The 21,688-nt window shown below is 57.4% G+C and carries 18 protein-coding genes and 4 pseudogenes; 5 read left to right on the forward strand and 17 right to left on the reverse strand.

Translation table 11 applies throughout. The features are described from left to right. Positions 1-33 precede the first annotated feature (33 nt). The 10 genes and pseudogenes from guaD to uraH all read right to left on the reverse strand — a co-directional run bounded on the left by guaD (position 34) and on the right by uraH (position 12,323). Positions 34-1,345, reverse strand: a pseudogene (guaD, locus tag PSQ19_RS08960) (guanine deaminase). Further along, positions 1,342-2,568, reverse strand: coding sequence for a urate hydroxylase PuuD (locus tag PSQ19_RS08965; protein WP_282220655.1), 1,227 nt, complete (start codon positions 2,566-2,568; stop codon positions 1,342-1,344). Before PSQ19_RS08965 ends, guaD begins: the two are co-directional and overlap by 4 nt. Positions 2,569-2,673: 105 nt before the next feature. After that, complete coding sequence (locus tag PSQ19_RS08970) at positions 2,674-3,753, reverse strand: BMP family ABC transporter substrate-binding protein (RefSeq protein ID WP_282220497.1); 1,080 nt, start codon at positions 3,751-3,753, stop codon at positions 2,674-2,676. Positions 3,754-3,775: 22 nt separating this feature from the next. Continuing rightward, positions 3,776-4,705, reverse strand: coding sequence for an ABC transporter permease (locus tag PSQ19_RS08975; protein ID WP_282220498.1), 930 nt, complete (start codon positions 4,703-4,705; stop codon positions 3,776-3,778). Continuing rightward, complete coding sequence (locus PSQ19_RS08980; protein ID WP_282220499.1) at positions 4,702-5,787, reverse strand: ABC transporter permease; 1,086 nt, start codon at positions 5,785-5,787, stop codon at positions 4,702-4,704. The genes PSQ19_RS08975 and PSQ19_RS08980 overlap by 4 nt, the downstream gene beginning before the upstream one ends. Continuing rightward, a pseudogene (locus tag PSQ19_RS08985) lies at positions 5,771-7,322 on the reverse strand (ABC transporter ATP-binding protein). The gene PSQ19_RS08980 and the pseudogene PSQ19_RS08985 overlap by 17 nt, the downstream one beginning before the upstream one ends. Further along, on the reverse strand, positions 7,309-8,175 hold the full coding sequence (xdhC, locus tag PSQ19_RS08990; protein WP_282220500.1) for a xanthine dehydrogenase accessory protein XdhC: 867 nt from the start codon (positions 8,173-8,175) through the stop codon (positions 7,309-7,311). The pseudogene PSQ19_RS08985 and the gene xdhC overlap by 14 nt, the downstream one beginning before the upstream one ends. Next, positions 8,172-10,499: a xanthine dehydrogenase molybdopterin binding subunit gene (gene xdhB, locus PSQ19_RS08995; protein ID WP_282220501.1), complete on the reverse strand. Its 2,328-nt coding sequence runs from the start codon at positions 10,497-10,499 to the stop codon at positions 8,172-8,174. The genes xdhC and xdhB overlap by 4 nt, the downstream gene beginning before the upstream one ends. Continuing rightward, complete coding sequence (gene xdhA / locus PSQ19_RS09000; protein ID WP_282220502.1) at positions 10,499-11,965, reverse strand: xanthine dehydrogenase small subunit; 1,467 nt, start codon at positions 11,963-11,965, stop codon at positions 10,499-10,501. Before xdhA ends, xdhB begins: the two co-directional genes overlap by 1 nt. 1 nt (position 11,966) lies before the next feature. Next, positions 11,967-12,323: a hydroxyisourate hydrolase gene (gene uraH / locus PSQ19_RS09005; RefSeq protein ID WP_282220503.1), complete on the reverse strand. Its 357-nt coding sequence runs from the start codon at positions 12,321-12,323 to the stop codon at positions 11,967-11,969. A gap of 155 nt (positions 12,324-12,478) precedes the next feature. Between uraH and puuE the strand changes: the two are divergent. Then, positions 12,479-13,895: pseudogene (puuE, locus tag PSQ19_RS09010) on the forward strand (allantoinase PuuE). Positions 13,896-13,906: 11 nt separating this feature from the next. Here the strand turns inward: puuE and PSQ19_RS09015 are convergent. Beyond that, complete coding sequence (locus PSQ19_RS09015) at positions 13,907-14,368, reverse strand: SRPBCC domain-containing protein (RefSeq protein ID WP_282220504.1); 462 nt, start codon at positions 14,366-14,368, stop codon at positions 13,907-13,909. 51 nt (positions 14,369-14,419) lie between these two features. Between PSQ19_RS09015 and PSQ19_RS09020 the strand changes: the two genes are divergently transcribed. From PSQ19_RS09020 to PSQ19_RS09035, 4 genes are all read left to right on the forward strand, one after another. Further along, the gene (locus PSQ19_RS09020; protein ID WP_282220505.1) at positions 14,420-14,755 is read left to right on the forward strand and encodes an ArsR/SmtB family transcription factor; all 336 of its coding nucleotides are present in this window, start codon (positions 14,420-14,422) and stop codon (positions 14,753-14,755) included. Positions 14,756-14,966: 211 nt separating this feature from the next. After that, complete coding sequence (locus PSQ19_RS09025; protein ID WP_282220506.1) at positions 14,967-15,452, forward strand: ureidoglycolate lyase; 486 nt, start codon at positions 14,967-14,969, stop codon at positions 15,450-15,452. A gap of 117 nt (positions 15,453-15,569) precedes the next feature. Continuing rightward, positions 15,570-16,346, forward strand: a complete 777-nt coding sequence (locus tag PSQ19_RS09030; protein ID WP_282220507.1) for an META domain-containing protein — start codon at positions 15,570-15,572, stop codon at positions 16,344-16,346. Between the two features lie 51 nt (positions 16,347-16,397). After that, on the forward strand, positions 16,398-17,021 hold the full coding sequence (locus PSQ19_RS09035) for a nucleoside deaminase (RefSeq protein WP_282220508.1): 624 nt from the start codon (positions 16,398-16,400) through the stop codon (positions 17,019-17,021). A gap of 3 nt (positions 17,022-17,024) precedes the next feature. On the opposite strand, the gene PSQ19_RS09040 is transcribed toward PSQ19_RS09035, so the two are convergent. The 6 genes and pseudogenes from PSQ19_RS09040 to PSQ19_RS09065 all read right to left on the reverse strand — a co-directional run bounded on the left by PSQ19_RS09040 (position 17,025) and on the right by PSQ19_RS09065 (position 21,606). Beyond that, complete coding sequence (locus PSQ19_RS09040; RefSeq protein ID WP_282220509.1) at positions 17,025-17,177, reverse strand: hypothetical protein; 153 nt, start codon at positions 17,175-17,177, stop codon at positions 17,025-17,027. Positions 17,178-17,283: 106 nt separating this feature from the next. Then, on the reverse strand, positions 17,284-18,810 hold the full coding sequence (locus PSQ19_RS09045; protein ID WP_282220510.1) for a DEAD/DEAH box helicase: 1,527 nt from the start codon (positions 18,808-18,810) through the stop codon (positions 17,284-17,286). A gap of 297 nt (positions 18,811-19,107) precedes the next feature. After that, on the reverse strand, positions 19,108-19,524 hold the full coding sequence (locus PSQ19_RS09050; protein ID WP_282220511.1) for a GFA family protein: 417 nt from the start codon (positions 19,522-19,524) through the stop codon (positions 19,108-19,110). 16 nt (positions 19,525-19,540) lie between these two features. Next, positions 19,541-20,333, reverse strand: a pseudogene (locus PSQ19_RS09055) (molybdopterin-dependent oxidoreductase). Then, positions 20,330-21,178 carry a cytochrome b/b6 domain-containing protein gene (locus tag PSQ19_RS09060; protein ID WP_282220512.1) on the reverse strand — a complete coding sequence of 283 codons (849 nt, stop codon included), beginning with the start codon at positions 21,176-21,178 and terminating at the stop codon, positions 20,330-20,332. Before PSQ19_RS09060 ends, PSQ19_RS09055 begins: the two are co-directional and overlap by 4 nt. Positions 21,179-21,273: 95 nt before the next feature. Beyond that, the gene (locus PSQ19_RS09065) at positions 21,274-21,606 is read right to left on the reverse strand and encodes a hypothetical protein (protein WP_282220513.1); all 333 of its coding nucleotides are present in this window, start codon (positions 21,604-21,606) and stop codon (positions 21,274-21,276) included. Between the last annotated feature and the right edge of the window lie 82 nt (positions 21,607-21,688).

Here is a 21,688-nt window from a genome sequence, read left to right on the forward strand (position 1 = left end):
AGATAATTCCTTGTTGTGTCCGGCCGTTTTAAGTCAAGCCGAAGCGTCTGCCAAGTCACCTAGACTGGTCTTGGCGTTTGCGCCTGCTACATAAACTTCAACAACACTGCGATCATCACCAAGAGTCTGCAACAGGAACAGTTCTTCGCTCAAGCTCGATATTGTCTGCTGTCGAAGCGCCATCGCCGGGGTCGCACCGGCATCAAGCACCACCAGATCCGCCGCATTGCCGGGCGCGATCTGGCCAATCGCCCCCTCCAGTGACAGCGCTTGCGCATTGCCCAACGTCATCATGAAAAACGACTGTAGCGGGTTCAACCTCTGCCCACGCAACTGCAGCACCTTGTACCCCTCTGCCATCGTTGCCAGCATGCCATAGTCGGTTCCCCCGCCAATATCGGTTGCGACACCGATCCGCACGCCGTCCGCCGCCAGCCGGGCATGATCAAATAACCCGCTGCCCAGGAACAGATTTGATGTCGGACAAAAAACCGCTACCGAGCGTGTTTCCGCAAGCACCCGTGCCTCGCGATGGTTGAGATGGATGCAATGACCAAGAAGGGTTTTTGCGCCCAACAGGTCATAGTCCTCGTAGATACCGGTATAGTCCTTGGCATCGGGATAGAGCCTGCATCGAAAACGAAATCTCATCGTCATTTTCGCTTAAGTGCGTCTGCACGTAACAATCGGGGAATTCCTGCGCCAGCGCCTGCGCCGCCGCCAACTGTTCAGGCGTCGAGGTGATGGCAAAACGCGGCGATATGGCATAGAGCCCGCGCCCGCGCCCATGCCAACGATCAATCAGCGTTCGACTATCGTCGTAACTGGATTGAGCGCTGTCACACAAAGCCTCAGGCGCATTGCGATCCATCATTACCTTGCCGCCCACCATCAGCATGTTGCGCCTTTCCGCCTCGGCGAAAAAAGCGTCGACTGAGGACGGATGGCTGGAACAATAGGCAACGGCTGTGGTCGTGCCGTTACGGATCAACTCATCATAAAACGCGCTGGCGATTGCCCCGGCGTGACCCTGCTGGCCAAATTTCTGCTCTTCGATGAAGGTGTAGTTATTCAACCATTCCAATAGCGATCCGGCGTAGGATGCGATGATCTGCGCCTGCACATAATGCAGATGCAGATCGATAAATCCCGGCAGGATCAAATGCGGCCGATGATCGACCACATCCCCGATTGCGGCGGCGTCAAAGACGCCAACCGCAACGATCCTGCCATCCGCAATGGTGACCGCCCCATCCTCATAATATACATAGGCGTCGTGATCGTCGGCGCCCTGCGGTTCGCGAACGAAACTCAGCACCCGTCCGCGCAAAATCCTTGCGCTCATTGCCCGGCACCCTCGCGGAACCAGGCAACAATCAGCGCACGCTCTTCGGGCGTAATATCGGTGACATTGCCCGGCGGCATGGCGTGAGAAAAGCCGGCCTGCATGGCAACGTCTTTAGCGTGATTGGCAATGGCAATATCATTGTCCAGAATGACGTTCTTGGGCGGCTCATGCACGCCCTCCCAAGCCGGCTCTATTGTGTGGCACATTGCGCACCGCGTTTGCACGGTCAAGCTCGCCTCGGCGAAATTGCTGGCTGCCAGAAAGGGCTCGGCCGCCCGCGACGCCACCTCCTCCCCAGCCGAATTGGCCAGTTTCGGGCCGGTCGACAGCCAGGCAATGATCAGGAACAGCACCACCGCCGCCAGCCAGGTCCAGTGCGGGTTGCCTTTTCGCGCGTGCCGCGTGTTGAAATAATGCCGGATGACCACGCCGACCAGAAAAATCAGGCTGGCGATCAGCCAATTCCACTGGGTCGCAAACGCCAATGGATAGTGGCTCGACAGCATGAAAAAGATCACCGGCAAGGTCAGGTAATTGTTATGCAATGAACGTTGCTTGGCTATGGCCCCATATTTGGGATCAGGAACGCGGCCTGCCTTGAGATCGCCCACCACGATTTTTTGGTTGGGAATGATAATCATCGCCACATTCGCGGTCATGATTGTGGCGGTGAAAACCCCCATATGCAGCATCGCGGCACGGCCTGTGAATACCTGGGTATAAGCCCACGCCATCGCTGTCAGAATGCCGAACAACACCACCATGAGCCCGTTCTGACTCTTGCCGATGGGCGAGCGGCAGAGTGCGTTATAGGCAATCCACCCCACCACGATCGAGGCTATCGAGATCGCCACTGCGCCCCATTGCGGCACGTCCAGCACGTGGCGATCAATCAGATAGAGATCTGCCCCCACATAATAAATGATGGCCAATAGCGCGAACCCCGAAAGCCATGTCGCATAGCTTTCCCATTTGAACCACGTCAGATGCTCGGGCAAGAACTCGGGCGCCACCAGATATTTCTGAATGTGGTAAAATCCACCGCCATGCACCTGCCACTCTTCCCCATGTGCCAGAGGTGGCAGGCTTGGCGTTTTGCGCAAGCCAAGGTCCAGCGCAATGAAATAAAACGACGAACCGATCCATGCGATCGCCGTAATGACATGCAGCCAGCGCGCCGCAAAGCTCAGCCATTCCCAGAAAATCGCAAAATCGCCCATCATCGTCCCCTGTTTGCCGCACGCGTGACATACCGCCCGGTGCGGCAACAAAAAGGAGACGGGCGATAACCCGCCTCCTCACGCTAGTCGCGCAGTCTGGCCCCTTTAGGCCTCAACGCCTGCAGCGTACCAGTCGACGGCCCAGAATTCGCCGTCGTCAATAATATCGCCTTCAGCGACGCGTTCAGTCCCGGCATTGTCCATGATCGGGCCAGCGAACGGGTGCAACGAGCCATCAATAATGCCCATGCGAACCTTTTCAGCGGCAGCAACGACGTCAGCCGGAATTTTTTCGTTGTAGGGACCGATAACCACTTCGCCTTCTTTAAGGCCCGGCCAGGTGCTGCTTTCCACCCAGGTACCGTCAAGAACCTGCTGGGCCGCCTCGATATAATGCGGACCCCACACATCGATGATGGACGTTAGCTGCGCCTTGGGCGCAAAAGCGCTCATATCCGCACCCTGACCAAACCCGCCAATGATGCCGCGCTCTTCCGCGATTTGCAGACTGACCGGGCCATCCATGTGGGAGGCAAAAATATCAACGCCCTGATCGATCAAGGCGCGTGTCGCATCGGCCTCCTTGGCTGGATCGAACCAGCTATCAATATAAACCACCTTGATCGACACATCCGGATTGACCTTGCGCGCCGCAATAGCGAACGAATTGATGCCCATGCGCACTTCGGGGATGGGGATCGAACCGATATAGGCCAGCTTGTTGGTTTCCGTCATCATGCCGGCGATCGTGCCAAGCACAGCGCGCCCTTCATGGAACTTGGCATTATAGGTCGAGAGATTGGGGGCGGTTGCGTTGCCTGTCGCCCACTCGAATTTCACATCTGGAAATTCCTTTGCAACCTTAAGCATATAGTCGCCAAACCCAAAACTGGTGCCAAAAATCAGCTTGTGGCCCTGCTGTGCCAGTTCGCGGAATACGCGCTCGCTGTCGGGGCCTTCGGCAACATTGGTCACCACGGTGCTGGTTACCTTGTCGCCCAATGCGTCTTCCATGGCTTGGCGGCCCATGTCGTGCCCATGGTTCCAGCCATTGTCATCGGGCGTACCGATCAACACGAAACCGACCTTGAGCGGTTCCTGGGCATAAGCCCCCCGGCCAAGTAGAGGCAGGGCGGCGGCGGCGCCACCGATCTTCAAAATATTACGACGAGAAAGCATGCTCATATTGGTCTCCCAAATAGACTCATTAATTGGTAGGCAGGAACGGCTTGCCGAGGCACGCCGGGGCACTCGTATTGCTCGATTGTCTGAGCGAGATCAGCACGAGAACGAGGATGGTTGCAAGATAGGGCAGCGCCGCCCAGAATTGTGACGGCAACACATGGGCGACACCGCCGCCAGCTTTTGCATAAAGTTCGATGGTCATCACCAGACCAAACAGATAGGCGCCGCCCAACAGGCGGATCGGGCGCCAGGCGCCAAACACCACAAGCGCCAGCGCAATCCAGCCCCGCCCGGCGGTTAGGCCCTCGACCCATTGTGGCGTCAGCATCAGCGGAAAACAACTGCCGGCGATACCGGCCATGGCCCCGCCAAATGCGACCGCCCCGTAGCGAACACCAATAACCGAATAGCCCATCGAGTGCGCCGAAATATCACTCTCCCCCACTGCTCGCAATATCAGGCCACCGCGGGTTTTTGCTAGAAACCACCAGACCAGCGCTACCATGGCGAATGAAAAATATACCAGCGGACTATAGCCAAACAGCACCTTCAGAACCGGATGCGTAGCAAGCCAATCAGGAAAAATCGATTTGAACAGCGCCAGCGGCTTGCCTGTATAGGCACGGCCAAACAGGGCTGAAAAGCCCGTGCCAAAAATGGTCAATGCCAGTCCGGTCGCAACCTGATTGGCGGACAGGCCCAGCGTCAATACCGCAAAAATCATGGCAACGGCAGTCGATGCAAGCGCTGCCGCCACAATGCCGAGCCATGGGTTGCCGGTATTGTAGGTGACGGCAAAACAGATAACCGCCCCGACCAGCATCATGCCTTCGACACCCAGATTGAGTACACCGCTTTTTTCGGCAACCAACTCGCCAAGCGCCGCCAGCAGGATCGGTGTCGACGCGCCGACCAGCGTGATAATGAGACCGATCAGCAGGTCGGGGCTCATGCCACATCCTCCGCCACCGCCAGCGGCACCACCCGGCGCAACCGATAGCGCACCAGTATATCACCAGCCAGCAGCAGGAACAGCATCATCGCCTGAAACAGACCGACCGCCGGAAACGGCAGGCCGATAGTAGTTTGCGCCACTTGTCCGCCCACGAATGTAATCGCCAAGACAATACCGGCCACTACGATGCCCAGCGGATTTAGGCGCCCGAGAAATGCAACGATAATCGCGGTAAACCCGTAATTTGTGGGAAAACTCGGCACCATGCGCCCAAACGGCCCCGCGACTTCCAGCACGCCCGCAAGTCCCGCCAATCCGCCCCCGACCAGCAGAGCGAGCCAGATGGTTTTGCCTTCTGAAAACCCGCCATAGCGCGCCGCGTGCGGCGCCAACCCAACCACCCGAATTTGAAATCCGAACATCGATTTGGACATCAGCACCCAGGCGACCAGCGCCACCAACAGGGCTATTGGCGTCCCCAATTGAACGATCGTGCCTGGAATAATATAGGGCAATGTCTGGTCCGCATTGAACAGTCGCGTCTGCGCCTGGCCGTACCCGGTCGGGTTGATCCATGGACCAAGCACCAGATAGTTGAGCAATTGCACCGACACATAGGTCAGCATCAGCGTTGTCAAAATCTCGTTGACTTTGAATTTTACCCGCAACAGAGCTGGCACCGCCGCATAGGCCATGCCGCCCGCAATACCGGCGATAATCATCAGCGGCAATAGCCACCAGCCGGTCATTTCCCAAGTTGCCAGCGCCACCCCGGTTCCGGCCAGCCCGCCCACAATATACTGCCCCTCAGCCCCGATATTCCAGACATTCGCGCGATAGCCGATAGACAACCCGACGGCAATAATGATCAGTGGCGATGCCTTGACCGCCAGATCCTGCCATTTCAACGGATTGATCAATGGCGTCAGAAAAATCTCGCGCACCGCCCCCAGACCGTCAAAACCTATTAGCGAAAAAATGATGGCGCCCAGCACCATGGTCAGCACTACGGCTGCAACCGGGGTGGCATAGAGCATGAACCGGCTTGGTTCCTGCCGTTTTTCAAGCCGGAACTGCATGCGCGCCCTCCGCCGTTTTGTCGCCGTGAACGCCACCCATCAGCAAGCCGATTTCGTCGACGGTCACCGTCCCCACCGGCTTGCTCGCCGACAGTCGGCCACTATTGATCACGGCCATCGTGTCACACAGCACCAGCAATTCATCCAGATCCTGCGAAATTACCACAATGGCCGACCCCTCCGCCGCCAGATCCACCAGTGCCTGATGGATCGCCGCTGCCGCACCTGCGTCGACGCCCCATGTCGGCTGGCTAACCACAAGCACGCTTGGCCGCTGCAATATTTCGCGTCCCATAATGTATTTTTGCAAATTTCCCCCCGAAAGCGACCCGGCCAGCGATGCCGGCCCTAACGCCTTGACCGCAAACTCGGTAATCACCTTGCCGGTATAGGTTCGCGCGGCACCCGAATTGATCAAACCCATGACCACCATGCTCATACGGTCGCGCGCGGTCAAAATCGTATTTTCTGCCAGGGAAAAATCGCCGACTGCCGCGTGGCCGTTGCGCTCCTCAGGTACCGCGCACAGGCCGTGCTTTCGGCGTGCCGTCGTGCCCAACTGCCCCAGAGGTTGCCCATCTAGCACTATCGCGGTGGCCGCGTGGGCCTCCACTTCGCCACTCAGCGCATCAAGCAATGCATTCTGCCCGTTGCCCGCAACCCCCGCAATTCCAAGAATTTCGCCCGCCCGAACCGAAAAGCTCACCCCCTCGACCGCAACATCGAAATGCCCCAATTTGCGGGTCGAAAGGTTCGACACCACAAATTTGGCGTTGCCCATCTGTCGCCCTTCGCCCCGCACAATATCCTTAAGGCCCGTGCCGATCATTTTCTCGGCCATGGTGCGCGATGTTTCGGCCGTTGGATCACAGGTATCGACCATTTTCCCCGCGCGCAGGATCGTGGCAGTGTGGCACAAGGCTTTGATTTCATGCAATTTATGGGAAATATAGAGGATGGAGCAGCCCTCGGTGGCGAGCCTTACGCAATACGTCGAACAACTGTTCGACCTCCTGCGGCGTCAGCACCGATGTCGGTTCGTCCATGATCAGCAGTTTGGGATCGAGCAACAGGGCCCGTACAATTTCAATGCGCTGGCGCTCGCCAACCGACAGCGTCGACACGACCCGATGTGGATCAAGCACTAGTCCATACTGGTCCATCACCTTGCGAATACTGGCTTCGAGTTCGCGCGCCGGTATTTTCGCATCCATACCGAGGGCGATGTTTTCCAGCACCGTCATCGCCTCAAACAGCGAAAAATGCTGGAACACCATGCCGATTCCCAGCTTTCTCGCCATTTTTGGGTTAGTCATGACGACCTTTTGCCCGTCCCAGCGAATGTCGCCGGCGTCAGGCTGCATGATCCCGTAGATCATCTTGACCAAAGTTGATTTGCCGGCACCATTTTCGCCGAGCAACGCGTGAATTTCACCTGGCTTGACCGAAAAACTGACCTTGTCATTAGCCACAACCCCGGGAAACCGTTTGGTAATTCCCCTCAATTCCAACCTGAACGGCCTACTGGCGTCCATTGGCAGCCCCCCATTGGTCGGTGCCTTGCACGCCCAACCTCTTAGCTTCCCACGCGCCAATATGGACCATTAGTTCCGCTGCCGCCAGCGCGGCTATTATTTCGGGACGTTTGTCCACAAGCCCTTGATTGCCAATAGGTAAAACCAGCCGCTGCAGGGCCGAAGCGTCCCCGCCCTCATCCAGATACCAGCTGGAAAATTTCGCGCGCTTGGTCCTGCTACCCACCATACCAACATAGGCACTGTCGGATCGGGCCAATGCCTCCTGCGCGATCAGGAAATCCAGCGCATGATCATGGGTCAAAATAACATAGGCACTGCCAGCCGGAGCCTGCCGCACAACTGCCTCGGGCATTGCCACCCGTCTTGTTTCGACATCGTGCGGCAACAGCGCCAATGCGTCCGGTCGCGTATCAACCACGCAAACCTTGACCGGTAGCAAGTCCAGAATGCGCGCCAGTACGCGCCCGACATGACCGGCACCAAAAATGAAAACCGGCGTCCGGGCGGCGTCTACCGCTGCAGCCTCTTGCACCAGTGCCTCACGAACCGTCGCCGTCACCAGCGTCAGGGCAACAGCTACCCGACCGCCGCAGCACTGGCCGATCTCAGGACCAAGCGGCACGTCGAGCCAATGCTTTGCGACCCCATCACGGATCAGCCGACGTGCTTCATCCATGACCATATATTCGAGCGCACCGCCCCCGATGGTCCCGAACTCACTGCTACCGCCCACGAGCATGAAAGTGCCCTGCGCGCGCGGGCTCGAACCGCGCACATCACTCAATTGCGCCAAGACGGCTACCGGTTCGCGCTCAAAAAAATTTGCGATCTCGGCAGCCTTGGCTTTCATCCGCGCACCTCGCGTCGAACCCGCTCGCATCCCATCAGGACCCGCTCCGGCGTCACTGGTGTGTCCAGTCTTGGTGCAACCTTGTAGTCGCCCACGCTGGCAACAGCCATCGAGAGCGCCTCGACAACGCTCATCGCCAACATAAGCGGCGGTTCGCCCACGGCCTTGGACCGACCTATCGTCGGCTCGGTGTTAACCGACCATTCTGCGATTTCCACATTGAAGATCGGCGGCACATCGGACGCCAGCGGGATTTTGTAGGTCGAGGGCGCGTGCGTGCGCAACTGCCCCTTGTCGTCCCAAACCAACTCCTCCGTGGTCAGCCAGCCCATGCCCTGAATGAAGCCGCCCTCAATCTGCCCCATGTCTACCGCCGGGTTCAGCGATGTGCCGACATCGTGCAGAATATCAACGCGGTCAACCTGGTATTCACCGGTTAAAATGTCGATGGTCACTTCGGACACAGCGGCGCCATAGGCAAAATAGTAAAACGGATGCCCGCGCCCCGTCGCCCGGTCCCAATGGATCTTCGGCGTCGTATAAAAACCTGTCGCCGACAATTGCACCCGATTGAGATAGGCAGAGGCAATCAACGCTTCAAATGACACAAACTCGTCACCTGCCTGAATGCCGCCGGGCACCCAAACCACGGCCTCTTCAGCACATTGGTAGATTTTAGCGGCATGCACCACCAATCGTTCCTTGATCTGACGCGCCGCGTCATGAGCCGCCATGCCATTAAGATCTGATCCCGATGATGCGGCGGTAGCGGACGTGTTAGGCACCTTGCCCGTCGACGTCGCCATGATCTTGATGCTATCGAGCCCCACCCCGAACGCGTCGGCAAGCACCTGGGCAACTTTGATATAAAGCCCCTGCCCCATTTCGGTACCGCCATGGCTCAAATGGATTGACCCATCCTTGTAGACATGCACCAGCGCCCCCGCCTGATTGTACCAGGTCGCCGTAAAAGAAATGCCGAATTTAACCGGGGTCAGCGCAATGCCCTTCTTGAGTACGGCGTTTTGCGCATTGTGCTTTTTGACCGCCGCCCGGCGCGCCTGATAGTTGGAGGATCGCTCCAACTCATCGACAATTCTAGCAATGATATTGTCGCTGACCGTCTGATGGTAAGGCGTAATATTATTGTCGTCGGTACCGTAGAAATTGGCTTTGCGAATATCGAGTGGATCGCGGTCAAGCGCATAGGCGATATCCTCGATCCAGCGCTCCGCCGCCAACATCCCCTGTGGGCCGCCGAAACCGCGAAACGCCGTGTTGGAAACCGTGTTGGTGTACAGTGGCTCCGAACGCACCCGCACTGCCGGATACCAGTAGGCATTGTCAGCATGAAACAGCGCCCGATCGGTTACCGGCCCCGACAGGTCAGACGAAAACCCCGCCCGCGCGCCATAGACCGCGTCGACCGCCAATATCTTGCCGCTTTCGTCATAGCCGACGTCATAATCTACGACGAAGTCGTGACGTTTGCCCGTCGCGCTCATGTCATCGTCGCGATCCGGGCGAACCTTGCAGGCGCGCCGCCATTTCTTGGCGGCAAGCGCTACGACAGCCGCGAAAAGGTTGCCCTGCGTCTCCTTGCCGCCAAAGCCTCCCCCCATACGCCGCACATTGACGGTAACCGCATGCTGCTGCACGCCAAGCACATTGGCCACCATCAACTGCACTTCGCTGGGGTGCTGGGTCGACGAAAAGACCGTAACATCCTCGTCCTCACCCGGAATGGCCATGGCAATCTGGCCCTCAAGGTAGAAATGGTCCTGCCCACCTATCGCCATGCTGCCAGCGACCCGCCGCGGCGCCTCGGCCATGCCTTTGTTAACATCCCCCCGTTCAAGTTTGAGCGGTTCAGTCACCAGTCTGCTGCCTGCCGCCTGCGCTGACTTGACGTCGGCAATGAATGGCAATGGTCGCAGTTCGATCTTGGCCAGTTGAGCGGCCCGCCGCGCCGCCTCGCGGGTCTCCCCGACCACGGCAAACATCGGTTGCCCCCAAAATTGCACTTCGCCCGACGCAAAGATCGGTTCATCATGCTTGTGGCTCGGGCTCACATCATTGTGGCCCGGAATATCGTCAATGCCCAAGACCCCGATTACCCCCGGCGCGGTCCTGACAGCGCTCAAGTCAATATCGACAATCTCGGCATGGGCACTTTGGGCCAAGCCGAGATAGGCGTGCATCGTGCCCGCTGGTTCGATAATATCGTCAATATATTCGGCAGCACCCGCGACATGCTTGGGTCCACTATCGTGCCGGGTTGCCTCATGCATTTGCGAGCGGGCGACACTGGGATGCTTGTTCATCAGGCGGCCCCTCGCACCAGCCGCTGCCCGGCCCCGGTTGTTTCAGCATGAAACCGTCGCAACAGATTTTGCGCGACCAGTAAACGATATGCCGCCGAGGCCCTCATGTCGCCGATCGGTTGAAAATCACTGGCAAATGCCCCGACCGCCGCCTCGATTGTTTCAACTGTCCAGGGTTGGCCATCGAGCGCCGCTTCCACCGCTTTGGCACGTTTGGGCGTCGCCGCCATGCCCCCGAAGGCAATTCGCACCATGCCGACATGACCCGTGTCGTTGACAAACACTCGAAATGCCCCACAAAGCGCCGAAATATCCTCATCCCGCCGTTTGGAAATTTTGTAGGTAGCAAACTGCTCGCCCGCCGGGAGGTGGGGGATGGTGACACTTTCCACGAACTCACCCGGGCGCCGGTCCTGCTTGCCGTAATCGAGAAAATAATCCTCCAGCTTGATCTCGCGCCGATGTTCCCCCTGCCGCAAATGCAGCTTGGCCCCGAGCGCGATAAACGGCGGCGGCGTGTCGCCAATCGGCGAACCGTTGGCAATATTGCCGCCAATCGTGCCCATATTGCGCACTTGTTCACCGGCAAACCGGTTCCACAGTTCCCCCAGCTGCGGAAAGTAGTTCGTAATGATCGGCAGCGCCTCTGAATAACTCACGCCAGCGTAAAAGCGGACCTCACTGTCGTTTTCGGCAATGCGGCGCAGCTCGGGAATATTGCCGATAAAGATGGCCGGGCCGATGTCGCGCATGAACTTGGTAACCCACAATCCAACGTCGGTGGACCCCGCAACAATGCGCGCCCTGGGCATGTCGGCATAAATTTCGGCAAGCTCGTCGAGATGCGCCGGTATGATAAATTTTTCGGCATCCTCGCCCAACTCAACCCGCGAACCGTCATTGAGTGTCTCGAGTCGCGCCTTGATCTTAATGCGTTCGGCTCGCAAGGGATCGGCCTCGGGCGCACCATAAGAGGAAATCGCCTTGGCCGCCCGAATGATGGGCGCGTAGCCGGTGCACCGGCAAAGATTGCCCTGCAAGGCGCGTTCAATCGCCGCCGTCGTCGGGTTGGGATCGCGCATCCAGAGCCCGTAAAGCGACATGACAAAGCCGGGCGTGCAGAACCCGCATTGGCTGCCATGATGATCCACCATGGCCTGCTGCACCGGATGTAAAGTGCCGTCCTTGGCCGCCAGATGCTCCACGGTCACCACATGGCAACCATCGAGGCTGGCGACAAAACGAATACACGCGGTCACCGAATCATAGATGATCTCGTCGCCCGACAACCGTCCCACCAGCACGGTGCAGGCCCCACAATCGCCTTCCGCACAGCCCTCTTTGGAGCCGCGCAAGCGCCTGTCGAGACGCAGGAAATCCAACAAGGTGGTCGTCGGCGACACCTCGGTCAGCGAGATTTCCTCGTTGTTGAGAATAAACCGGATCGCGCCGCGTATATTGGCCATCTTAACTACCCCGATAAGTGGAATAGGCAAAGGGACTCACCAGCAACGGCACGTGATAGTGACTCTCGTCGCTGATCGAAAAGCGGATGGGGACAACGTCCAGAAACGGAGTTTCAAGCGCAACGCCAAGCCGCTCGAAATACTGCCCAACATGAAACTGGATCTCGAACACGCCCTTGTCGAACTGCTCCCCTTCCAACAGCGGCTGGTCAACTCGACCGTCCGCATTGGTGAAGCTTTCAGCGATATGATGATTGTGGTCGCCATGCACATAGAGCAGATCAAGACGCATTCCCCGTGCCGGCTTGCCATGCATGGTGTCCAGAACGTGCGTCGTCAGGCGCCCAGATCCCGCCATTACTGCTATCCTTCGGTTTCCCCAACGTCGCAGACTATCGCAAATTTCGTCTGTTCCAAGGGGGCGACGCAAATTTTTACCATTTGGTCTATTTTGTACATCTTGCCGTTGGCGACGGGTTGGTTAAACTCGGCCACAAACAGCGAGACAAATTGATGCGTTACCCCCGCGATCTCCATGGATATGGCGCCAACCCACCAGAGGTAAATTGGCCCGGCGGCGCCCATGTCGCCGTGCAGTTCGTGCTCAATTATGAAGAAGGTGGCGAAAACAACATTTTGCATGGCGACGCGGCATCCGAGGCTTTTCTCGCCGACGTTGTTGGTGCCGCGCCTTGGCCCGGCCAGCGCCATTGGAACATTGAATCGATGTATGAATATGGCGCCCGCGCTGGGTTTTGGCGTCTGCATGCCATGTTCACCAAAGCCAATTTTGGGTTGACTATTTATGGCGTGGCCACCGCCTTGATGCGTGCCCCCGCCCAATTGGAGGCTATGCAGGCGGCAGGATGGGAAATCGCCAGCCACGGCTATAAATGGGTCGAGCATAAGGATATGCCGCCCGAGATCGAACGCGACCAGATCCAACAGGCCATTCATCTACATACCATAGCAACCGGCGAACGCCCATTGGGCTGGTATACGGGACGCTGCTCGCTTAATACGGTTGATCTGGTCTCCGAAGAGGGTGGATTTTCTTATATTTCGGACACCTACGACGATGATCTGCCCTATTGGCGGGTCCACAATGATCGTCCGCAACTGATAATTCCTTATACGCTTTCCGCCAACGACATGCGCTTTGTCACGCCCTCAGGCTTTGACAATGGCCAAGCCTATTTCCAGTTTCTCAAGGACAGTTTTGATTGCCTATATGCCGAAGGCCAGGCCGGTCGACCCAAAATGATGAGTGTCGGCCTGCATTGCCGCCTTGTCGGCCAACCCGGCCGCGCCATGGGGCTGCAGCGGTTTCTCGACTACATCGCCAGCAAGGATAAAGTGTGGGTGCCGACCCGCCTCGATATTGCTCGTCACTGGGCCATCAACCACCCCTATCAACGACCATCGTTGCAACCCAGCAAACTCGACAAAGCCGGTTTCGTCGAACATTTCGGCTCCATTTTCGAGCATTCTGCCTGGATTGCCGAGCGCGCATGGGAAAGCGAGCCTCGCCCCTGCCAACGATACCGCTGTAGGCCTGCATTTCGCCTTGCGCACACAATTTCGCCTCGCCAGCGATGACGAAAAACGCGGCGTACTACGCGCCCACCCCGATCTTGCCGGCAAACTCGCGGCCGCAAAACGGCTGACCGAGGCGTCCACCGCCGAGCAGGCGTCCGCCGGCCTCGATGCGCTGACCGATACCGAGCGCGACAGTTTCACCCGCCTCAACGCCACCTATGTCGAAAAATTTGGTTTTCCCTTCATCATTGCAGTCAAGGACAATACCAAGGCCTCAATCCTTGCGGCATTTCAGCAGCGGCTCAACAATAGCCCCGAAATCGAGTTCAACGCCGCCTGCAGTCAGGTCGAACGAATCGCCCGACTTCGCCTTGATGCCCTGCTGCCTTAGGGGGCAGTTGCTTATTTGTAGAATCCCTCGCGCAACATGATGCCGTGCTCAAGATAGACCTTGAGTGCGCACAACATGCCGGTCCAGCCCTCGCAATTGCCATAGGATGATTTGAGGCCCGATGCGGTCTCCCGCCAGCCTTCTTCGGCAATGCCCACCAGCGTCCGTCCATCCTCGAGCGCCAAAAAGGTCAAGGTCACGGTCGTTTCATACTGAACCGCCGCCTCACCCTCGCCTTCGCTTGCCGCCCAGTGCAAAACGATTTCCTTGTCCTTGATCACGCGCTCGACGCGCACCGGAAACGCCCCCGGAAAATCGTGAAAGTCCCAACTAACGGTAGCCCCGGTTTCGAGGCGCCCCTTGGCGCCGCCGGTAGTAAAATAGTTGCTCAATTGTTGCGGATCGACCACCGCCTCGAACACCTCGCCAACCGGCTTGTTGATCCGACCAGCGACCTTGAATCCATAGCTCATCTGGTAATCCTCCACATTGACGTAAACAACAATATGTTATAGTTCTATAACATGTCAAACGATGAGCACGACGATGCCATATTCAAGGCTCTGGGGCACCGCCACAGACGCCAGTTGCTAGATCTGCTCAAGGCAGAACCGCGCACCACCGGAACATTGTGCGAGTTGCTGCCCGCGTTGGACCGCTGCACAGTCATGCAGCATCTCAAGGTCTTGGAGCAGGCGGGCCTGATCATTGCCGAGCGCCGCGGCCGTCAGCGTTGGAACTATCTTGATGCCCTGCCCATTCACGCCCTGCACGAGCGCTGGATCGGCCCATATGCCGCTTATGCTGCATCCATGCTGGCACGGCTCGAGAAGGACCTCAATAGAGTTCCAGTTTCCTGATACCCCCTTGCAGCAAGGCCAAAGCTACGGCTAACTGCCCGCAGTTATTCGAGAAAGCACGAGCCTCATGAACATCCTCATCGCGCCACCCGCTGACATTGAATTGCCAACCCTCGTCCGCCATAAAGTCAAACTGGTCCCAACGGGCCGCATGTCCCGCATGCAACTGTTCGGCAGGGTCGCGCCATGACTGAAAACCGATTGCCCAGAATTGAGCCTGCAACCGCTGACAGCCAGAGCATTTGCGCCGTTCGGGCAACTCATTCAATGCGACGGCGCCACCCATTACCCCATCAATCAGGGTATGACCGAGCGTTACCACGATCTGGCAACGATCGAACTGGCTGGCGAAAATTCCAGACCCATGATTTCGATCTTTCGCGGCCAGCCCTATCAAATGCCGCTCGAACTGAAAATGATGGAACGCCATCCGCTGGGCAGCCAGGCCTTTTACCCATTGTCGGACCAACCCTTTATCGTCATCGTGGCGCCCGACAATCAAGGCCAACCGGCCCGTCCGCTAGCCTTTCTCACCACGCCGGGCCAGGGCATCAACATCGCCATGAACGTTTGGCATGGCGTTTTGACACCGCTACATCAGATCAGCGACTTTATTGTCGTCGACCGTGGTGGTGAGGGCAATAATCTGGACGAGCATCATTTCGGGTTCACCTACCTGATCGTCAGCACCGCCTGACCTGCCCCGATTAACGACGGCAGTTACTTATCCTTGGCCTCGCCCCAACCAATGCCTATGATATCGGCCAACCTGGGAGGACAATCACCATGGCCCGCCAAATTTTAGCAACGAACCTTGCCGCCGTGGCCTTGCTCATTATGGCTTGGATGCCAACATACGCTGCCGAGCCTTTCCCAGCATGTTACCGGTCAAATAACCTACCGGGAACGCGTCGCCCTGCCTCCAAATTCCAGCTTGCGCATGGCCATTGTTGATATTGCAAAGCCTGACTTTCCCGAGATTGTCGTGGCAACCGCCGCCATATCCCCGACTGGCCAGGTGCCATTGCAGTTTGATTTCTCGGTTCAGTCCCGCCTCTTCAATGCCAACGGCCAATTCGGCGTCACGGCCCAGATCATCGCCGATAATCAGGTGTGGTTTGCCACTGCGCGCCCGGTTCCTATCCGGTCCGGCTCGACACCCGCCCTGTTACTGACCCTCTCCATGGCCGACACCAGCAACACCAATGTCACCCTTGCGGCCAACAGTCCAAGCGTCAGGCTTGCCGTCTCAGGTGAACTTTTTGATACTCAGTGGCAGATTGTCACCATCGCGGGTAATCCGGTTATCGGTGAAACCGATCTGAGCTTTTCGATTGCGACAGATCATCGTGGTGGCGGCAACGCCGGATGCAACAGCTATTTTGCCCAAATCAACATTGATGGCCAGCAATTGACTGTCGGCCCGATCGCCGCGACACGCATGGCCTGTGCGCCCGCCGTAATGGTGCAGGAAGCGGCCCTATTTGCCGCTTTGGAAAATGTCTGGACCTACAAACTCACCAAGTCCGAACTCGTCCTGCTCGGGACCGACGGGGCCGTCCTGCTCAAACTGCACGCTAGACGGAATTGACATTGTCGGCGCTCGCTGGCTGACTGGAGCAAATCAGCTTCAGAGGTAGCCATGCAGACCAGTGACTTGATTGATCGGCTACTCGATGTCATCGAAACCGAAATCGCGCCCAAGACTCGAATTGGCGTTAAAACGGGGAACAAGGTTTTCGGCGCGGCGATCCTGCGAAAAGCCGACCTGTCCGTTGTCATCGCTGAAACCAACAATGAGACCGAAAATCCGCTGTGGCACGGCGAGATGCACGCCATCAAACGATTTTTCGAACTCGACCCGGCAGCGCGGCCGGATGTGAAGGACTGCATTTTCCTTGCCACGCACGAACCATGCTCGCTGTGCCTGTCGGGCATAACGTGGTCAGGGTTCGACAATTTCTACTATTTGTTCAGTTACGAAGACACCCGCGACAGCTTTGCTATCCCCTATGACATCGCCATTCTCAAAGCGGTTTATGCGGTCCCTGAGCCCGAAACCGGCATCGTCTCGGCAGATCGACCACTCTACAACCGAACCAACCAATATTGGCAAAGCCACAATATTGCGCAATTGATCGCCAGCCTGGATCGTGGCGGACGCGAGGCCCTGTTAGGCCGATTTGATGATATTACGGCGCTGTACGCCGACTTGTCGGCCATCTATCAGGCCGACAAAGGCGAAAAAGGCATTCCGCTGGCATAACGCCTATTCGGTAACTACCGCACTTGCCACCATCTCGCTCCGAGGAACGTCGGCAAAAGATGCGGCAAAGGTCAAAACGCTCAAGGCGAGAATAAACAGGGCGGTTAAAAAAAACTGGGGCATGGTGCGAAGTCCTTGAAATACTAACTGACTCATACTGCTCCGCCTCTGAACTAGGTCCGCCCGACCCGTTCATAATACATTAATCATTATGCTTTGATGAAAAAGAGCGGCATTGCGCCGCCCTTTCTTTAACTTAAGGTTAAGCGACGCGCTCGCCGCGCGGCCGACGACCGCCCTCGGGACGGCGCGTAGATTTGGCCGCATCTTTCTGGGTCTTGCCCCAACGCTGCTTGTTGGCCGCAGGCTTGGCACCGACCGGCTTGCCCGTCTCGCTATCGCGACGCACACGCGTGACTTGACCATCGGCCCTATTGACCTCAACAGGCTTGGATTGACGTTGCGGCTGGCCCGCCCCGTCCCCAAAAGCGGCGAACGGACGACGTTCAGCCGGCGAACGCCGGTCGCCCTGTTTTTTGGGATTTTGCGCGCCACGCGGTTTCTGCTGTCCACGATTGCCCTTGGCTTTATAGGCCGAACGCGGTGCCTCAACCACACCGGTATCATTGGCCAGGTGCAACTCGCCGGAAACCGGCAGGCTTTTGCGAATCAGGCGCTCGACATCGCGCAGTTTGATCCGCTCGCTGCCGTCGCACAGTGTAATCGCGATGCCCGACGCACCGTTGCGCCCGGTGCGACCAATACGGTGCACATAGTTCTCAGGATCATCGGGCAATTCATAATTGATGACATGGGTAATGCCGGGCACATCGATACCGCGAGCGGCAATGTCCGTAGCAACCAACAGGCGTACCTGCCCCGAGGAAAACCCCTTGAGCGCTGCCTGACGGGCATTCTGGCTCTTGTTGCCATGAATTGCGGCAGCCTTGTGCCCGTCAATATTCAGGTTCTTGGCGACGCGGTCAGCCCCATGCTTGGTGCGCGAGAACACAATCACCCGTTCCATTTCAGGTTCGGCCAACAATTCGTTCAACACCCCGCGCTTAGCCTTGGATCCAGACAGGATCACCCGCTGATCAATCTTGACCACCGTCTGGCCTTGCGGATTGGCGTCGACGCGAATGGGCTCGTTCAACAAACCCTTTGCCAAATTGGCCACTTCAGGCGCCATGGTGGCGGAAAACAGCATCGTCTGGCGGCGTGGCCCGATGGCCCGCGCAATATGTTTGACCGGCGCGATAAAGCCCATGTCCAGCATCCGGTCGGCTTCATCGAGCACAAACCAGCGCGTTTCGTTGAGTTTGAGTTTGCCGTCGTCAATCAGGTCCTTGAGGCGACCGGGCGTCGCCACCACCACATCGACGCCTCTGGCGATCCGCTGCACCTGATGGTAGCGCGACACGCCACCGAGCACGAGCACAGTCTGCAGGCGCATTTCGGATCCGGCGAACTTTCGGATCGCCTCGTCAATTTGCACTGCCAACTCGCGTGTCGGCGCCAGAATCAAGGCGCGTGTGGTCAGCGGACGCGGGCGCCCGGTTAACGTCAGGATACCGGCCAGAATTGGCATGGCAAATGCCGCAGTCTTGCCCGATCCTGTCTGGGCAATGCCCATCAAATCCTTGCCGGTTAGCAGAGGCGGTATAGCTTCGGACTGTATCTTGGTCGGCTCGTTAAAACCGGCGCGCGCCAGCGAGTTGACAAGCAATTCAGGCAATCCGAGTTCAGCAAAATTAGTCAATATAAGGTCTTTCAAATGGCGCGCCATCCAAAGCGGGCACCGCCGACGCCAATCCCATTGGATTGGCGGGTTCATAAATACGCATACGGCGATATGAGAAAACTATCGCGCGGGTGCTGGCTGGCCCGGCTGGTCGTCTGCCGGGATACTTCGCCGCTCACCGCATTGGTCGATAAGAAGAGAAGTCCGTCACGTTTGTTTCGCAGCTATATTGCGCTGTTAGGCGCGCTGCTGCCACGGACGATGGCTGTGATATGGGGTAGAACCGTTCAAATAGCAAGCCAATTTGCTGTAATCGCCGCATGCCTGCCCTGCACGGCCAGTTCAGGGAGCATGTTCTTCATATTGTGCAAGCCCATCGGAAATCTCATACCAGGGTGCCTTGGAACCAACGAAAATATGAGCTGTGGGGCGCATGGTTGGCGCATCGGCCAGGGTCCCCAGCGGAATATGAACATAGGCCTGCTCACGCACCAGCGAATAGATAAGTGACCCGCATTTGCCGCAATGGACATCGTGACTTGCCAATGGATCGCCATAAATCAGCAAACTGTCCTTCCCCGCGATCAGGGCAAACAGGCCTGCCCGGATCCCGCCGAAGGGCTTGAATGCTGATCCCGTCGCACGTCGGCAATTCGCGCAGTGGCAATTGGCGGCATATTCAAAGGCATCCGCCACGCTGTAGCGCACCGTGCCGCAAAGACATCCGCCCGATAATTGTGCTTCTCCCAGATCGCCCATCGCGCTCCCTCATGCGTTAGATGCCGCCATACCAGTCATAGCCATTGTCTTCCCAATAGCCGCCCTTGCCCTTGCCGAATGGGGCGAGGTCATCGACCAACTCGATGGTATGCAGATATTTTGGCTGTTTGTAGCCCAACGCCCGCTCGATACGCAGCCGGACTGGTGCGCCATTGGATATCGGCAATGTCTCATCATTGAGCCCATAGGCCAGAATGGACTGCGGATGATAGGCATCCACCAGATCCGAACTCTCATAATAAAGAATGTCGCCACTCAGACTGCGTTGGATGTTGTCAAAGCAATGATAGACGGCAAACCGCGCCTCCGGCATGACATTGGCCTGATCCAACAGCCCCGAAAGTGGCGTGCCGGTCCATTTGGCAATGCAGCTCCAGCCCTCAACGCAGTCATGACGGGTAATCTGGCTTCGCGCCGGCATATTGCGTAATTCGTCCAGCGAAAAACTGACCTCCTGCTCCACCATGCCGGTAATCTTGAGCCTGATAATCGGCAAAATTACTCGCTACCAGCGCCTTGTATTCCTCCGTCGTCGGGTCGGTCGACCCGTTTGGCCGCTGGCCCTGCCGGATTTCACTAGCCGAATATTCGCGAGCCAGACTCTGCTGCCCGATCAGCCCCCGCTGCACCTTGTAGGTCAGAGTATTGGCCATTTCGAGCACATTGCGCACTTCGTTGTCGCGCGACCCCAGAAAATCAAACTGCTCGCATCCCGCCAGCACCAGCGAAGACGCGGTGGCGGCGGACGCCCCCAGAAAACGGCGACGCGTCAATTGCAATCGGCTCATTTCTGTTCTCCTTCATTGGTCGTCGTACCCGGACTGGCGCGGTACCAACCGGTAATCATCGACCGCAACTCGTTGATCGGCCCCGCAGCCAGCACCATGATGATGTGAATGATAAAGAACGAAACCAGCAGCACCATGACGCCAAAATGGATTGTTCGCGCTGTCTGACGACCGCCAAACACATCAAGCAACCACGGCCAGGCACTATCCATGCCCGGCGACATGGTCAGTCCGGTTAAGATGATCAGCGGAAACAGGATGAAGAACACGCCGAAATAGCTCAATTTCTGTAGCGGCCCGTAGCTGCGACCGTGGTGAAATTTCAGCGTTGCATGATCCTTGATATCCTTGGGAATACCCTTGATGTCCTTGGGCCCCAACACAATGTCGCGTCTGATATGACCGTTAATGAAACTGGCGAGAAACCAGATGAACATGGTCAGGACGAACAGCCAAGCAAAAAAGAAATGCACTACCCGCCCCGTTGCCAGATCCTGAAACGAGGGAATGGTCAATGCCGCGGGAAAACCCCGAAATGCTGGACGATCAGCCGAACCACTCATCCCCAGGACACCGGTGGTATCAAATTCCTGTCCGAACAGCCTCGTGCGACCGCGGGGTCCATCGTCGGTATTGACCGCATAGAGTTCCAAAATTGCATTGTCGAACTCGAAACCTGACTGCTGGCCAATATAAAGCGAGGGATGGGCATTGAATATCTGCAACCCGGACAGCAACAGGAAGAACAGGCATATTGCCCAGACCCAGTGCGTGACGCGGGTAAAAATCGACTGCCGATAGATCAGCGGCCCCTTGGTTGGCACTGTCTCAACTGCGTCTGCCATTATGTCTCCCCTCGCCGGTGCCGAAAGCCAATTGCTCTACACTCTGCCTAGAGTAACGGTGTCGCGCGGAACAATTGTCGTCGGTCACATATTTTTTATTTCTTCGGCGCCATCACATCGCCGGACGACATAGCCCCACCTGAAGACATGGCACCGCCCATCATGCCATCGTGCATGGTGTTGCACGCGTCCTGCGCGACTTTCATGACCTCTGGAAAGGTTATGGCGCTCGTTTGGTCCATGCACATCTTGAAGTCGTCATCGCTCATCATGCCCATCGCATCGCCGGCCATCGCGTTGGTTGCCATGGCACCGCCCTTCATTGCATCAGCTTTCATGGCATCTTGAGCATTGACGCCAGCGGCGGTCGCAGCCAACATCATTATTGCGGCAAGCGGCACTGACACATGGCAGAATTGGAAGGTCATAAAAATTCTCCTTAGGGTATCATGCGCACCATGCCATGATACATGCACACCAATTCGCCCCCTATGTCTGCCCGGTTACACA

The sequence above is a fragment of the Devosia algicola genome, assembly GCF_028816455.1.
In the GTDB taxonomy this organism is placed as follows: Bacteria; Pseudomonadota; Alphaproteobacteria; order Rhizobiales; family Devosiaceae; genus Devosia; species Devosia algicola.

Excerpts from the sequence above, each read along its gene's own strand:
- PSQ19_RS08965 (WP_282220655.1), bottom strand. The coding sequence starts at position 2,568 with ATGGGCGATTTTGCGATTTTCTGGGAATGGCTGAGCTTTGCGGCGCGC.
- PSQ19_RS08970 (WP_282220497.1), bottom strand. The coding sequence starts at position 3,753 with ATGAGCATGCTTTCTCGTCGTAATATTTTGAAGATCGGTGGCGCCGCC.
- PSQ19_RS08975 (WP_282220498.1), bottom strand. The coding sequence starts at position 4,705 with ATGAGCCCCGACCTGCTGATCGGTCTCATTATCACGCTGGTCGGCGCG.
- PSQ19_RS08980 (WP_282220499.1), bottom strand. The coding sequence starts at position 5,787 with ATGCAGTTCCGGCTTGAAAAACGGCAGGAACCAAGCCGGTTCATGCTC.
- xdhC (WP_282220500.1), bottom strand. The coding sequence starts at position 8,175 with ATGAAAGCCAAGGCTGCCGAGATCGCAAATTTTTTTGAGCGCGAACCG.
- xdhB (WP_282220501.1), bottom strand. The coding sequence starts at position 10,499 with ATGAACAAGCATCCCAGTGTCGCCCGCTCGCAAATGCATGAGGCAACC.
- xdhA (WP_282220502.1), bottom strand. The coding sequence starts at position 11,965 with ATGGCCAATATACGCGGCGCGATCCGGTTTATTCTCAACAACGAGGAA.
- uraH (WP_282220503.1), bottom strand. The coding sequence starts at position 12,323 with ATGGCGGGATCTGGGCGCCTGACGACGCACGTTCTGGACACCATGCAT.
- PSQ19_RS09015 (WP_282220504.1), bottom strand. The coding sequence starts at position 14,368 with ATGAGCTATGGATTCAAGGTCGCTGGTCGGATCAACAAGCCGGTTGGC.
- PSQ19_RS09020 (WP_282220505.1), top strand. The coding sequence starts at position 14,420 with ATGTCAAACGATGAGCACGACGATGCCATATTCAAGGCTCTGGGGCAC.
- PSQ19_RS09035 (WP_282220508.1), top strand. The coding sequence starts at position 16,398 with ATGCAGACCAGTGACTTGATTGATCGGCTACTCGATGTCATCGAAACC.
- PSQ19_RS09040 (WP_282220509.1), bottom strand. The coding sequence starts at position 17,177 with ATGAGTCAGTTAGTATTTCAAGGACTTCGCACCATGCCCCAGTTTTTT.
- PSQ19_RS09045 (WP_282220510.1), bottom strand. The coding sequence starts at position 18,810 with ATGGCGCGCCATTTGAAAGACCTTATATTGACTAATTTTGCTGAACTC.
- PSQ19_RS09050 (WP_282220511.1), bottom strand. The coding sequence starts at position 19,524 with ATGGGCGATCTGGGAGAAGCACAATTATCGGGCGGATGTCTTTGCGGC.
- PSQ19_RS09060 (WP_282220512.1), bottom strand. The coding sequence starts at position 21,178 with ATGGCAGACGCAGTTGAGACAGTGCCAACCAAGGGGCCGCTGATCTAT.
- PSQ19_RS09065 (WP_282220513.1), bottom strand. The coding sequence starts at position 21,606 with ATGACCTTCCAATTCTGCCATGTGTCAGTGCCGCTTGCCGCAATAATG.